Annotated in this window: 15 protein-coding genes; 9 read left to right on the forward strand and 6 right to left on the reverse strand. The window is 66.6% G+C overall.

The window, feature by feature from the left end; translation table 11 throughout:
• Positions 1-13 precede the first annotated feature (13 nt).
• Positions 14-691, reverse strand: coding sequence for a YceH family protein (locus LZ009_RS04275; RefSeq protein ID WP_275696627.1), 678 nt, complete (start codon positions 689-691; stop codon positions 14-16).
• A 27-nt stretch (positions 692-718) separates the two neighbouring features.
• On the opposite strand from LZ009_RS04275, the gene purN reads away from it, so the two are divergent.
• The 3 genes from purN (at position 719) to LZ009_RS04290 (ending at position 3,894) form a co-directional block, all read left to right on the forward strand.
• Entirely contained in the window at positions 719-1,300 is a 582-nt protein-coding gene (gene purN / locus LZ009_RS04280) for a phosphoribosylglycinamide formyltransferase (RefSeq protein ID WP_275696628.1), read from the forward strand.
• Positions 1,300-2,568: an RsmB/NOP family class I SAM-dependent RNA methyltransferase gene (locus LZ009_RS04285; protein ID WP_275696629.1), complete on the forward strand. Its 1,269-nt coding sequence runs from the start codon at positions 1,300-1,302 to the stop codon at positions 2,566-2,568. Before purN ends, LZ009_RS04285 begins: the two co-directional genes overlap by 1 nt.
• A 111-nt stretch (positions 2,569-2,679) precedes the next feature.
• Positions 2,680-3,894 carry a DesA family fatty acid desaturase gene (locus tag LZ009_RS04290; RefSeq protein ID WP_275696630.1) on the forward strand — a complete coding sequence of 405 codons (1,215 nt, stop codon included), beginning with the start codon at positions 2,680-2,682 and terminating at the stop codon, positions 3,892-3,894.
• 57 nt (positions 3,895-3,951) lie between these two features.
• On the opposite strand, the gene LZ009_RS04295 is transcribed toward LZ009_RS04290, so the two are convergent.
• Entirely contained in the window at positions 3,952-4,368 is a 417-nt protein-coding gene (locus tag LZ009_RS04295; RefSeq protein ID WP_275696631.1) for a DUF3597 domain-containing protein, read from the reverse strand.
• 196 nt (positions 4,369-4,564) lie between these two features.
• Here LZ009_RS04295 and LZ009_RS04300 point away from each other — a divergent pair, with 196 nt between their 5' ends.
• Positions 4,565-4,921: a hypothetical protein gene (locus LZ009_RS04300; protein WP_275696632.1), complete on the forward strand. Its 357-nt coding sequence runs from the start codon at positions 4,565-4,567 to the stop codon at positions 4,919-4,921.
• Between the two features lie 45 nt (positions 4,922-4,966).
• On the opposite strand, the gene rpmG is transcribed toward LZ009_RS04300, so the two are convergent.
• The 3 genes from rpmG to trxB form a co-directional block, all read right to left on the reverse strand.
• The gene (rpmG, locus tag LZ009_RS04305; protein WP_055899695.1) at positions 4,967-5,137 is read right to left on the reverse strand and encodes a 50S ribosomal protein L33; all 171 of its coding nucleotides are present in this window, start codon (positions 5,135-5,137) and stop codon (positions 4,967-4,969) included.
• A gap of 11 nt (positions 5,138-5,148) precedes the next feature.
• On the reverse strand, positions 5,149-5,382 hold the full coding sequence (gene rpmB / locus LZ009_RS04310) for a 50S ribosomal protein L28 (RefSeq protein WP_275696633.1): 234 nt from the start codon (positions 5,380-5,382) through the stop codon (positions 5,149-5,151).
• A gap of 132 nt (positions 5,383-5,514) precedes the next feature.
• The gene (gene trxB / locus LZ009_RS04315) at positions 5,515-6,465 is read right to left on the reverse strand and encodes a thioredoxin-disulfide reductase (protein WP_283254114.1); all 951 of its coding nucleotides are present in this window, start codon (positions 6,463-6,465) and stop codon (positions 5,515-5,517) included.
• A gap of 157 nt (positions 6,466-6,622) precedes the next feature.
• On the opposite strand from trxB, the gene LZ009_RS04320 reads away from it, so the two are divergent.
• The 3 genes from LZ009_RS04320 to lolA all read left to right on the forward strand — a co-directional run bounded on the left by LZ009_RS04320 (position 6,623) and on the right by lolA (position 10,399).
• On the forward strand, positions 6,623-7,297 hold the full coding sequence (locus tag LZ009_RS04320) for a Crp/Fnr family transcriptional regulator (RefSeq protein WP_275696634.1): 675 nt from the start codon (positions 6,623-6,625) through the stop codon (positions 7,295-7,297).
• Between the two features lie 57 nt (positions 7,298-7,354).
• On the forward strand, positions 7,355-9,685 hold the full coding sequence (locus LZ009_RS04325) for a DNA translocase FtsK (RefSeq protein ID WP_275696635.1): 2,331 nt from the start codon (positions 7,355-7,357) through the stop codon (positions 9,683-9,685).
• Between the two features lie 78 nt (positions 9,686-9,763).
• On the forward strand, positions 9,764-10,399 hold the full coding sequence (gene lolA, locus LZ009_RS04330; protein WP_275696636.1) for an outer membrane lipoprotein periplasmic chaperone LolA: 636 nt from the start codon (positions 9,764-9,766) through the stop codon (positions 10,397-10,399).
• Positions 10,400-10,429: 30 nt separating this feature from the next.
• On the opposite strand, the gene LZ009_RS04335 is transcribed toward lolA, so the two are convergent.
• The gene (locus LZ009_RS04335) at positions 10,430-10,801 is read right to left on the reverse strand and encodes a hypothetical protein (protein ID WP_275696637.1); all 372 of its coding nucleotides are present in this window, start codon (positions 10,799-10,801) and stop codon (positions 10,430-10,432) included.
• 24 nt (positions 10,802-10,825) lie between these two features.
• On the opposite strand from LZ009_RS04335, the gene LZ009_RS04340 reads away from it, so the two are divergent.
• Positions 10,826-12,127, forward strand: a complete 1,302-nt coding sequence (locus LZ009_RS04340) for a replication-associated recombination protein A (protein WP_275696638.1) — start codon at positions 10,826-10,828, stop codon at positions 12,125-12,127.
• A 157-nt stretch (positions 12,128-12,284) separates the two neighbouring features.
• Complete coding sequence (locus LZ009_RS04345) at positions 12,285-13,214, forward strand: branched-chain amino acid ABC transporter permease (protein WP_275696639.1); 930 nt, start codon at positions 12,285-12,287, stop codon at positions 13,212-13,214.
• The last annotated feature ends 2 nt before the right edge of the window (positions 13,215-13,216 follow it).

Raw genomic sequence — 13,216 nt, forward strand, 5'->3', positions numbered from 1 at the left:
GTACAGCTTCAATTTAAGCACGGTCGTTCGTTTCGGTCTGTCCGGGGAGTGACAAACCGAGCTGGCCGGCGATGTCGGCAACCGCGGCGCGCAGCAGCGCGACTTCCGCTTCCAGGGCGGCAACCCGGGCCGCCAGACCCCCACTGGACACGGTGGCCGCGGCGGGCGCATCCGCCTGATTGCTGACGTCCACCGGCCCGCACAGCAGGTGCGCCCAGCGCGCCTCGCGGGCGCCCGGCGCGCGCGGCAGCTGCACCACCAGCGGGCCGCCCTTCTCCTCGGTGCGCGACTGCATCTCGTCGAGGAAGGCTTCCACCGAGGAAATGTCGGCGAACTTGTACCAGCGCTCGCTGTGGATGCGCAGTTCGCCGGGTGTCTGCGGCCCGCGCAGCATCAGCAGGCCCAGCAGCACCGCCGACTGCTCCGGCACCACCATCGCCCGCTGGAAGTTGTGTTCCCAGCGGTCGACGCGGCTGCCGCGCGCGGTGAAGGCAAGCGATCGGCGCTTGAGGCCATCCAGCGCTTCCTGCACCTCGGATTCGCTCAGGTTGGTGACGGGATCCCGGCTGCTGCGCTGGTTGCAGCCGGCCACCAGCGCGTTGAGCGACAAGGGATAGGTGTCCGGCACCGTGCGGGCCTTTTCCATCAGGGTGCCCAGCACCCTGGCTTCGGTCAGATTCAGTGGTTCCATGTTCTCGAAGGGATAATCCGGCCTCCCATGAAGAACATCGTCATCCTCGTCTCCGGCGGGGGCTCCAACATGGCCGCCATTGTGCGCGCGGCCGAACGCGACCATTGGGCCAAGGCCCTGGATGCACGCGTCGCCGCCGTGATCAGCAACCGGCCGGATGCGGGCGGGCTGAAGCTGGCCGCCGCCGCGGGCATCGCCACCGAAGTCGTCGACCACAAGGCCTTCGCCAGCCGCGAAGCCTTCGACGAAGCCCTGGCGCGCGCCATCGACGCGCACCAGCCTGCGCTGGTGGTGCTGGCCGGCTTCATGCGCATCCTCACGCCCGGCTTCGTCGCGCGCTACCAGGGGCGGCTCGTGAACATCCATCCTTCGCTGCTGCCCGCGTTTCCGGGCCTGCACACGCACCAGCGCGCGCTGGACGCGGGTTGCCAGGTCGCCGGCGCCACCGTGCACCAGGTAACGGCCGAACTCGATTTCGGGCCCATCCTGGCGCAAGCCGTGGTGCCCGTCCTGCCCGGCGACACCGCCGATGCTCTGGCCGCCCGCGTGCTGACGCAGGAGCACCAGATCTATCCCCGCGCCATCGCGGAACTGCTCCCCACGCTCTGATGCATCCGAAAGCCCTGCTCACCGCCTGCGCCGACCTGGTCGGCCAGGTCCTGAAATTCGAGCACCCGGCGGACGCCGTGGTGTCGCGCTTCTTCCGCGAGAACCGCTCGCTCGGCCCGCGCGAGCGCGCCACGCTGGCCGAGACGGCCTATGCGGTAGTGCGCCGCAAGCTGCTGTACGAGTACCTGGCGCGCTCGGGCAGCGGCCCGCGCGAGCGCCGCCTGGCCATCCTCGGATTCGCCGGCCCGCGCGACTTCCTGCTCGGCGCGCTCAGCGACCAGGAAAAGGACTGGCTGAAGACTTGCGACGCGGTCCAGCCCGGCGAACTGCAGGACCGCCATCGCCACAACCTGCCGGACTGGCTGGTGCCGCCCCTGCAGGAGCAGCTGGGCGACGAATTCTGGCCGCTCGTGGACAGCCTGAACGTACCCGCACCGCTGGACCTGCGCGTGAATGCGCTGACCGACAAGCGCGAGGACGTGCGCAAGGAGCTGAAGCTCGCCGGCATCGATGCCGCGCCCACGCCTTATTCGCCCTGGGGCCTGCGCGTGGAGGGCAAGCCTGCGCTGACGAAGCTGGACGCCTATGCCCGCGGCGCGATCGAAGTGCAGGACGAGGGCTCGCAGCTGCTGGCCCTCATCACCGATGCGCGGCGCGGCCAGATGGTCGTGGACTTCTGCGCCGGCGCCGGCGGCAAGACGCTGGCCCTGGGCGCGGCCATGCGCAACACCGGACGCCTGTACGCCTTCGACATTTCCGCCCACCGGCTCGACAACCTCAAGCCGCGTCTCGCGCGCAGCAAGCTGAGCAACGTCCATCCGGCGGCCATCGCGCACGAACGCGACGAGCGCATCAAGCGCCTGGCCGGCAAGATCGACCGCGTGATCGTCGATGCCCCGTGCTCCGGCCTGGGAACCCTGCGCCGCAATCCGGACCTCAAATGGCGGCAGAAGCCGGAAGGAATCGCGGAGCTGACGGCCAAGCAGGCGGCGATCCTGGAAAGCGCGGCGCGGCTGTTGAAGCCGGGCGGCCATCTCGTGTATGCCACCTGCAGCGTCCTGCGGGCCGAAAACGAGGAAATCGCCGAGGCTTTCGGGGCCGCGCACCCCGGTTTCAGGCCGCTTTCGATGGCAGACCTGTTGAGCCAGGTCAAATCCGACGATGCCGCCAGCCTCTACAGTGGCGAAGCGGGACAGTTCCTGCGCCTTTGGCCGCACCGCCACGGCACCGATGGGTTCTTCGCCGCAGCCTGGGAAAAAGTCCAGTAAATCAAGGGCTTAGCGAAAAATCGCGTGTAGGACTGAACCCCAAGCCTTACAATCCCTCCAACCGACATCGCAGCCGATTTGCCGCTGCGCAGAGAAAGAGACAACCCACCCATGTTCCTTCCCGACTGGGCCGTGCTGAACGCGGCGATCGACTGGCTTGCCCACGGCTTGTGGGATCTGTCCTGGTGGCAGATCGTGATCTATACGCTGGTCACCACGCACATCACCATCGCGGCGGTCACCATCTTCCTGCACCGGGCGCAAGCGCACCGGGCGATGGACCTGCACGCCATCCCGTCGCACTTCTTCCGCTTCTGGCTGTGGCTCGGAACCGGCATGGTGACCAAGGAATGGGTGGCGATCCACCGCAAGCACCACGCCAAGTGCGAGACCGAGGAAGACCCGCACAGCCCGCAGACGCGCGGCATCGACGCCGTGCTCTGGCGCGGCGCCGAGATGTACCGCGCGGAAGCCAAGAACAAGGAAACGATTTCCAAGTTCGGCCACGGCACGCCCAACGACTGGATCGAGCGCAACCTGTACACCCGCTACAGCTGGCAGGGCGTGGGCCTGATGCTGATCCTGAACCTGGCCCTGTTCGGCGCGGTCGGCGCTGCGGTCTGGGCCGTGCAGATGCTGTGGATCCCGATCACCGCCGCCGGCATCATCAACGGCATCGGCCACTACTGGGGCTACCGCAACTTCGAGGCGCCGGACGCCAGCACCAACATCTCGCCCTGGGGCCTGGTGATCGGTGGCGAAGAGCTGCACAACAACCACCACACGTACCCGACGTCGGCCAAGTTCTCGGTCAAGCCGTACGAGTTCGACGTGGGCTGGTTCTACATCAGCATGATGAAGAAGGTCGGCTGGGCCACGGTCAAGAAGGTGCCGCCGAAGCTGGTGCTGGGCGCGATCAAGCCGGTCGCCGACGAGAAGACGCTCGAGGCCGTGATCGCCAATCGCTACGAAGTGATGGCCGGCTATGCCCGCGAAATGCGCCGCGCCTGCAAGGCGGAGATGGAGCAGCTCAAGGCCAAGGGCGCCGACTTCGCCCAGCTGAAGTCCGCCAAGCGCTGGCTGCATCGCGACGACGACAAGGTGCCGGCCTCCGCGAAGCCGCAGCTGGCCCAGGCCCGCGCCGCCCACCCGGTGCTGGACAAGATGGTCACCATGCGCGAAGAGCTGCGCCAGATGTGGATGAACACCAACCAGACGCGCGAGCAGCTGGCGGTGGACCTGCAGGCCTGGTGCCGGCGCGCCGAAGAGAGCGGCATCGAGGCGCTGCGCCAGTTCTCGATGAAGCTGCGGGCTGCGCACGCCTGAGGCGTGACCCCCCAATGAAAAAGGCCCGCAGTCGCGGGCCTTTTTCTTGCGCGGCGCTCAATCCTTGAGGTTTGCCGGCACCTTGCCGCCGTTGGCTTCCATGCGTTTCATCACTTCCTTGTGCAGCCACATGTTCATGGCGGCGCTGTCGTTCTTGTCGCCGCTGTAGCCCAGTTCGTCGGCCAGCTCCTTGCGCTCCTGCAGCGTGCTGTCCATGCCGACCAGCTTCATCAGGTCGACGATGGAGGTGCGCCAGTTCAGCTTCTGGGCGTTCTTGGCGGCCATCCCGTCGAGCACCTGCTCGATGTCGACGCGCTCCATCGTGGCTGCCGCGGCAGGGGCGCCGCCGGAGGACGGGGCCGGCTGCGCTTGCGGAGCGGAGGGTGCGGGCTGCTGCGCCGTGGCCGTGGGAGCGGGTTGGGCCGCGTTGGCGTGGGGGAAGATGCGGCCGAAAATCTTGCCGAGGATGCTCATCTGTCGATCTCCTGTGGGTAGGTCCCATGGTGTGCGCCCACCGCCGACCGTCCTGTCGGACAAAGGCGCGTGTTCCTTCTCCTGCCGTACGAGCGGTCACAGTCCCACATGCAATGGCTACCCGCGCTACACGTGCTGGACAAGCGCAGGGGCTCCAATGGAGAAAAGGGGACTTCCCCCCGCAAGGAGCAAGACCATGAAGAAGATGCTTTCCGTGCTGCTGGTCGCCGGCGCACTGGGTGCGGCGGGCCTCGCGCAGGCCGACCAGGCCGCCTGCGTGACGCGCGGCATGTGCGACAACATCAACCCCGAGGCCGGTGGCGACGCCAACGGCAATTACGACGTGCGCCTGGCCGAACAGCGCGGCCTGGTGCCCCCGGGCACCGCGGCTGCCAACGGTGGCTACTACGGCTACGGCTACGGGAACTGGGGCAATTGGGGCAACTGGGGCCAGCCCTACGCCTCGGCTTTCCCCCGAACCAGCCGCGACCGCGACGGCGACGGCGTGCGCAACAACCGCGACCGGTATCCGGACGACCCGCGCTACCAGTAAAGAAAAAGCCCCGCGATGCGGGGCTTTTTTCTGGGGGACCGAAGCTTATTTCAGCTTCGTTTCCTTGTACTCGACGTGCTTGCGAGCCTTGGGGTCGAACTTCATGATCGACATCTTTTCAGGCATCGTCTTCTTGTTCTTGCTGGTCGTGTAGAAGTGGCCGGTGCCCGCCGTGGACTCCAGCTTGATCTTTTCGCGTCCGCCTTTGCTTGCCATCTCGGTTCTCCTTAGGCTTGGCCGCGAGCGCGCATGTCTGCGAGCACGGCATCGATACCGTTCTTGTCGATCAGGCGCAGCGCGGCGCTGGTCACGCGCAGGCGCACCCAGCGGTTTTCCGCCTCGACCCAGAAACGGCGGTATTGCAGGTTCGGCAGGAACCGGCGCTTGGTCTTGTTGTTGGCGTGGGAGACGTTGTTCCCCACCATCGGGCCCTTGCCCGTTACGTCGCAGACGCGTGCCATCGGCACTCTCCTAGAACCGCCCGGTCACTCACGTGAAGGGCTCACCTCGCCCTGACGGGGGCGGTATCCGGCCGGGGTGTCCCGGCGAAGCCCGCAATTATAGCCCGGCGGGTAACCGACCGCTGGAGGCGGTTATTCCTCCTGCTCCAGGAAGCGCTGGGCGTCCAGGGCTGCCATGCAGCCGGTACCGGCGCTGGTGATGGCCTGGCGGTAGATGTGGTCCTGCACGTCGCCGGCGGCAAACACGCCCGGCACGCTGGTCATGGTGGCAAAGCCCTGCAGGCCGGCGCGCGTGATGATGTAGCCGTCCTTCATCTCCAGCTGGCCCTGGAAGATGTCGGTGTTGGGCTTGTGGCCGATGGCGATGAAGCAGCCCTGGAGGTTCAGGTCCTCGGTGGCGCCGGTCTGCGTGTCCTTCAGGCGCACGCCGGTGACGCCGCTCGCGTCGCCCAGCACCTGGTCGAGCGTCTTGAACAGCTTCAACTCGATCTTGCCCTCGGCTTCCTTCTGCTTCAGCTTGTCGACCAGGATGGGCTCGGCGCGGAACTTGTCGCGGCGGTGCACCAGGAACACCTTCTTCGCGATGTTCGACAGGTACAGCGCTTCTTCGACCGCGGTGTTGCCGCCGCCGATGACCGCCGTGACCTGGTCGCGGTAGAAGAAGCCGTCGCAGGTGGCGCAGGCGCTCACGCCCTTGCCCATGAACTCGGTCTCCGAAGGCAGGCCCAGGTACTGCGCGGACGCGCCGGTGGCGACGATCAATGCATCGCAGGTGTAAGTTCCGCTATCGCCGGTGAGCGTGAACGGGCGCTTCGAGAAGTCGACCTTGTTGATGTGGTCGAACACGATCTCGGTGTTGAAGCGTTCCGCGTGCTCCAGGAAGCGCTGCATCAGCTCGGGGCCTTGCACGCCGTGCACGTCCGCGGGCCAGTTGTCCACCTCGGTGGTGGTCATGAGTTGCCCGCCTTGCGCGATGCCCGTGACCAGCAGCGGTTTGAGGTTGGCGCGGGCCGCATAAACGGCGGCGGTGTAGCCGGCGGGGCCGGAACCGAGGATCAGTACTTTGGCGTGCTTGTTGGTCATGATGGAAAAACCTGTGTGATATACGCCACAGGTCAGTGTACATTTCGGGCCAAGTCGAGAAGTATCAACGGGGTACGCGCGCCGGATGCTTCATCGATCTCTATCCGTTCGATTGTAAGAAGCGATGGCAGGCCGCCGGACTGGAGGGATTTGAAACATGTCGATGCTGTCCAACCTGGAACTGATTCGCCGGGTGCCCTTGTTTGCCCTGCTGACATCGTCCCAGGCGGAGGGTGTTGCCGATGCGGTGATCAAGCGGCGCTTCAAGCGCGGCGAGACCATCGTGGAGCAGGGCGAGAAGTCCAACACGCTGTACATCATCCTCACCGGCCGGGTGCGGGTGGTGACCTCCGACAAGCGCGGCCGCGAGGTGATCCTCGCCACGCTCAACCCCGGTGACTACATCGGCGAGATGAGCCTGATCGACAACGAGCCGCACTCGGCCACCTGCCGTGCCGAGGTGCAGACCGACATGCTGACGCTGGGCCGCGCCGAGTTCGCGCGCTGCCTGCCGGAGAACAGCTCCATGTCGTACGCGATCATGAAGGGGCTGGTGCAGCGCCTGCGCCAGGCCGACCGCAAGATCGAGTCGCTGGCCCTGATGGACGTCTACGGCCGTGTGGCCCGCGCGCTGCTGGAGTTCGCGCAGCCGGACCGCGAGGGCGTGATGACCATCCGCGAACGCATCTCCCGCCAGGACATCGCCAAGATGGTCGGCGCCTCGCGCGAGATGGTCAGCCGCGTGATGAAGGACCTGGAAGACCGCGGCTTCATCGAGACCAAGGAAGACGGTTCGATGATCGTCAAGGACAGGCTGACGACGCTGGGTTGACGGCAAACAACAGGGCGCTCGGACGTGAGCGCCTGCTGCGCTAAGCTCTGCTTGCGCATGACGTACTCCCTGAACACCCTGACCGACACGGCGCCGGCGCCTGCCCCGCGCACCGGCCTGGGCCGCTTTGCCCACGAAACCGCGCTGCTGCTGGGCGCCGTTTGCCTCGTGTACTGGTTCCTGGCGCTGGTGACCCATTCGCTGCAGGACCCGGCCTTCTCCACCTCGGGGGGCCACGCCACCATCGACAACATGGGCGGCCGCCTCGGCGCGCTGCTGGCCGACGCCAGCTACTTCGTCTTCGGTTTCTCGACCTGGTGGATGCTGGCCGCTGGCGTGCGCGCCTGGCTTGCTTCGCTGGCGCGCTGGATGCGTTCGGGCGAGCCGGCGCCCGCCGGCCACAAGTGGCTGCGCGGTCGCCTCGCCTTCTGGCTCGCCCTGGGCGTGCTCATGCTGGCCAGCACGGGCCTCGAGTGGTCGCGCCTCTATCGCCTGGAAGACCACCTGCCGGACCATGCCGGGGGCGCCCTCGGCTATCTCGTCGGGCCGGCCGCGGTGCAGTGGCTGGGATTTGCCGGCTCAGGCCTGGTGTTCGTGGCGCTGATGGTGCTGGCCGCCGCCATCGTGTTCCGCTTCTCCTGGAGCCACGTCGCCGAACGCATAGGCGCCGCGGTCGACGGCTTCATCGAATCGCGCCGTGAAAAGCGCGAGATCGCCGAAGACTTGGCGCTGGGCGAGCGCGCCGCGCGCGAGCGCGAGGAGACGGTGCAGGAGGAGCGCATCGAGATCGAGGAGCACCATCCGACGCCGGTGCTGATCGAGCCCGTGGTCATCGACGTGCCCAAGAGCCAGCGCGTCGCCAAGGAGCGCCAGAAGCCCTTGTTCACCGAGATGCCGGACAGCAAGCTGCCGCAGGTGGACCTGCTCGATGGCGCCAGCAGCCGGCAGGAGACCGTCTCCAACGAAACGCTGGAGATGACGTCGCGCCTGATCGAGAAGAAGCTCAAGGACTTCGGCGTGGAAGTGCGCGTGGTGCTGGCCCAGCCCGGCCCGGTGATCACCCGCTACGAGATCGAGCCCGCCACCGGCGTGAAGGGCTCGCAGGTCGTCAATCTCGCCAAGGACCTCGCGCGCTCGCTGTCGCTGGTTTCGATCCGGGTGATCGAGACCATCCCCGGCAAGAACTACATGGCGCTGGAACTGCCCAACGCCAAGCGGCAGTCGATCAAGCTGTCGGAGATCCTCGGTTCGCAGGCGTACAACGAAGCCAAGTCGCAGCTCACGCTGGGCCTGGGCAAGGACATCGTCGGCAACCCGGTGGTGGCCGACCTCGCGAAGATGCCGCACGTGCTGGTGGCCGGCACCACCGGCTCCGGCAAGTCGGTCGGCATCAACTCGATGATCCTCAGCCTGCTGTACAAGGCCGAGGCGCGCGACGTGCGCCTGCTGATGATCGACCCCAAGATGCTGGAGATGTCGGTCTACGAAGGCATCCCGCACCTGCTGGCGCCGGTGGTGACCGACATGCGCCAGGCCGCCAACGGCCTGACCTGGTGCGTGGCGGAGATGGAGCGCCGCTACAAGCTGATGTCCAAGCTGGGCGTGCGCAACCTCGCGGGCTACAACAACAAGATCGACGAGGCGAAGGCGAAGGAACAGTTCATCTACAACCCCTTCAGCCTGACGCCGGAAAGCCCGGAGCCGCTGGAGCGCCTGCCTTACATCGTGGTGGTGATCGACGAGCTCGCCGACCTGATGATGGTGGTGGGCAAGAAGATCGAGGAACTGATCGCGCGGCTGGCGCAGAAGGCGCGCGCCGCCGGCATCCACCTGATCCTCGCCACGCAGCGCCCCAGCGTCGACGTGATCACGGGCCTGATCAAGGCCAACATCCCGACCCGCATTTCCTTCCAGGTCTCGAGCAAGATCGACAGCCGCACCATCCTCGACCAGATGGGCGCCGAAGCGCTGCTCGGCATGGGCGACCAGCTTTACATGGCCAGCGGCACGGGCTTGCCGGTGCGCGTGCACGGCGCCTTCGTGAGCGACGAGGAAGTGCACCGCGTGGTGGCCTACCTGAAGGAGCAGGGCGGCGAGCCGAACTACATCGAAGGCGTGCTCGAAGGCGGCACGGTCGACGGCGAGGACGGCGCAATGGGCGGCCTCCCGGGCGCGGAAGGTGGCGGCGAGGGCGACCCGATGTACGACCGCGCCGTGGAAATCGTGCTCAAGAACCAGAAAGCCAGCATCTCGCTGGTGCAGCGGCACCTCTCCATCGGCTACAACAAGGCGGCGAACCTGCTGGAAGCGATGGAGAAGGCGGGCTTGGTCAGTCCGATGAACGGTCGCGGCCAGCGCGAAATCCTCGTGCCCGGCCGCTCCGAATGAGTTTCCCTAACGTTCCGTAACGAACTTAGCCGCTCCGGCGCCACCCAACGGACAATGTCCTGTTGGGAGAGAACATCCATGAAGAAACTATTTGCCGCCGCGCTGCTGGCCGGCGCCGGCCTCGCGGCGAACGCGGGCCCGATCGAAAGCCTCGAGAATTTCATCAAGACCGCGAAGACCGGGCATTCCGAGTTCACGCAGGTCGTCTCCGCGCCGCCTCGCAACGGGCAGGCCGGCAAGACCAAGACTTCGACCGGCACCTTCGACTTCGAGCGGCCGAACCGCTTCCGCTTCGTCTACCGCAAGCCCTTCGAGCAGACCATCGTGGCCGACGGCCAGACGCTGTGGATGCACGACGTCGACCTGAACCAGGTGACTTCGCGCAAGCAGGCCAAGGTGCTGGGTTCCACGCCGGCGGCGCTGATCGCCGCCGCGCCCGACCTGGAAACGCTGAAGAAGGACTTCGACCTGAGCGCGCTGCCCGATAGCGGCGGCATGCAATGGGTGCAGGCCCTGCCGCGCACCAAGGAAGGGCAGCTGGCCAGCATGAAGGTCGGCTTCCGCGGCGAGCAGCTCGCGGCCCTGGACATCACCGACAGCTTCGGCCAGCGTTCGCTGCTCACGTTCAACGGCATGCAGGTGAATGCCGGCGTGCCGGCCGACGCCTTCCGCTTCACGCCGCCGCAGGGGGCGGACGTCGTCAAGGCGCCCTGACCGTAGGCTGGGGTGCAACCCCAGCCTCCTTCAGATCTCGCGCGCGATCTGATCGAGCTGCTTGCGCTCGATGTATTCGTCCATCCGCGACAGCAGGCGCCACCATTCGCTGCCGTCGTCGCGAAACACGCGGATCGCGCCCGCCCGCACGAGGATCTTGCGCAGTTCGTCGTCCTCGAAGCCGCCGAGGTGATTGCGCAGCGTTTCGAAGGAACGGTCGGTGAAGCTCTTGTGCGACAGGAAATGGCGCGCCGTTTCCTCCGCCATGAACTCCACCTTGTGCTGCTCCTGCAGGATGCGCAGCTGGTTGCGGAACTGCTGGCGATTGAGCAGGAAGCTGATGCCGCCGCCGACCAGGGCGCCGAGCAGGGCGGAGAAGGTGGACCAGAGCGCCGTAGCCATGGGGCGGACTATAAACTCGGGCGCATGAGCAGCAAGGCCGTCCCCTCCGCCACCGCGCCGCTGGCCGAGCGCCTGCGGCCCAAATCGCTGGGCGAGGTGATTGGCCAGCAGCACCTGCTCGGCGAAGGCATGCCGCTGCGCATCGCCTTCGAGTCGGGCCAGCCGCATTCCTGCATCCTCTGGGGGCCGCCCGGCACCGGCAAGACCACGATCGCGCGGCTGATGGCCGACGCCTTCGACGCGCAGTTCATCACCATCAGCGCAGTGCTGGGCGGCGTCAAGGACATCCGCGAAGCGGTGGAGCAGGCCCTGATCGCGCAGGGCCACGGCCGGCGCACCATCGTCTTCGTCGACGAGGTGCACCGCTTCAACAAGAGCCAGCAGGACGCCTTCCTGCCGCACGTCGAGTCGGGCCTCTTCACCTTCATCGGCGCCACCACCGAGAACCCGTCGTTCGAAGTGAATTCGGCGCTGCTGTCGCGCGCTGCCGTCTACGTGCTGCAGCCCCTGACTGAAGACGACCTGAAGCAGATCGTGCAGCGCGCGCAAGCCATCGATGCCGTGCCGGCAATCGAGGAGGCCGCGCTGGACCGGCTGATCGCCTACGCCGACGGCGATGCGCGCCGGCTGCTGAACACGCTGGAGACGCTGGCGGTCGCGGCGACGAAGGAAAAGCGCACCGAAATCGACGACGCCTGGCTGCTCAAGGTTCTGGGCGAGCGCATGCGCCGCTACGACAAGGGCGGCGAGCAGTTCTACGACACCATCAGCGCGCTGCACAAGTCGATGCGCGGCTCGGACCCGGACGCCACGCTGTACTGGTTCGTGCGCATGCTCGATGGCGGGGCCGACCCGCGCTACATCGCGCGGCGCATGATCCGCATGGCGGTGGAGGACGTGGGCCTGGCCGATCCGCGCGCGCTGCGCATCGCGCTCGATGCCGCCGACGTCTACGAGCGCCTGGGCACGCCCGAAGGCGAGCTGGCGCTGGCCGAGTGCCTGGTGTACCTGGCCGTGGCGCCGAAGTCGAACGCCGTCTACAAGGCCTACAACGAGGCGCGCGCGCTGGTGCGCAAGGAGGGGACGCGGCCCGTTCCCATGCACCTGCGCAATGCACCCACCAAGTTGATGAAGGACCTGGGCTACGGCAAGGAATACCGCTACGCGCACGACGAGGACGGCGGCTTCGCAGCGGGCGAGACCTATTTCCCCGAAGGGATGAAGCCGCCGGAGTTCTATCGGCCGGTGGAACGCGGCCTCGAAATCAAGATCGGCGACAAGCTGCGCGAGTTGCGCAACTTGAACAAGCGCCAGCCGGGAGGGTAAAACCCCTAGAAACGCGCGGCGGGAGTGTCAGGCGCCGCCTTTACAATCCGCCGCATACCCGCCCACAACGTGTCTGGCGGGTTTTTTGCTAGATGGACCCTGCGCCCCAAGAAGGCGTCCAAGTCCACGAACGCGGCAAGAAACGGAGAACAGCGCTATGGAAATCCTGCTGCAGCAGATCATCAACGGTCTGGTCCTGGGCAGCATGTATGCCTTGGTGGCCCTGGGCTACACCATGGTGTACGGCATCATCAACCTGATCAACTTCGCGCACGGCGAGGTGTTGATGGTGGGCGCGCTCACCAGCTGGGCGATCATCACCACCGCGCAGGAGTCGCTGCCCGGCATTCCGGGCTGGCTGCTGCTGCTGCTCGCGACGCTCATCTCCTGCGTCGTGGCATCGGCCCTCAACTTCGTGATCGAGAAGGTGGCCTACCGGCCGCTGCGCAACAGTCCCAAGCTCGCGCCCCTGATCACCGCCATCGGCATGTCGATCCTGCTGCAGACGCTGGCGATGATCATCTTCAAGCCGAACTACAAGCCCTATCCTACGCTGCTGCCGCCGAAGCCGATCCAGTTCGGCGGCGCCGTGATCACCACCACGCAGATCATGATCCTCGGCGTCACGGTGCTGTCGCTGGCCATCCTGATGTACCTGGTGAACTACACGCGCCTGGGCCGCGCGATGCGCGCCACCGCGGAGAACCCGCGCGTCGCGGCGCTGATGGGCGTGAAGCCCGATACCGTGATCTCCGCCACCTTCATCATCGGCGCCGTGCTGGCGACGATCGCCGGCGTGATGTACGCGTCCAACTACGGCACGGTGCAGCACACCATGGGCTTCCTGCCCGGCCTGAAGGCCTTCACGGCGGCGGTGTTCGGCGGCATCGGCAACCTGGCCGGCGCGGTGGTCGGCGGCGTGCTGCTCGGACTGATCGAGTCGATCGGCTCGGGCTACCTGGGCGCGCTCACGGGCGGCGTGCTGGGCAGCCACTACTCCGACATCTTCGCCTTCATCGTGCTGATCGTGATCCTCACGCTGCGCCCCTCGGGCCTGCTGGGCGAACGCGTGGCGGACCGGGCGTAAGG

Origin of the sequence: Ramlibacter paludis (genome assembly GCF_022012305.1) — a bacterium.
In the GTDB taxonomy this organism is placed as follows: domain Bacteria; phylum Pseudomonadota; class Gammaproteobacteria; order Burkholderiales; family Burkholderiaceae_C; genus Ramlibacter; species Ramlibacter paludis.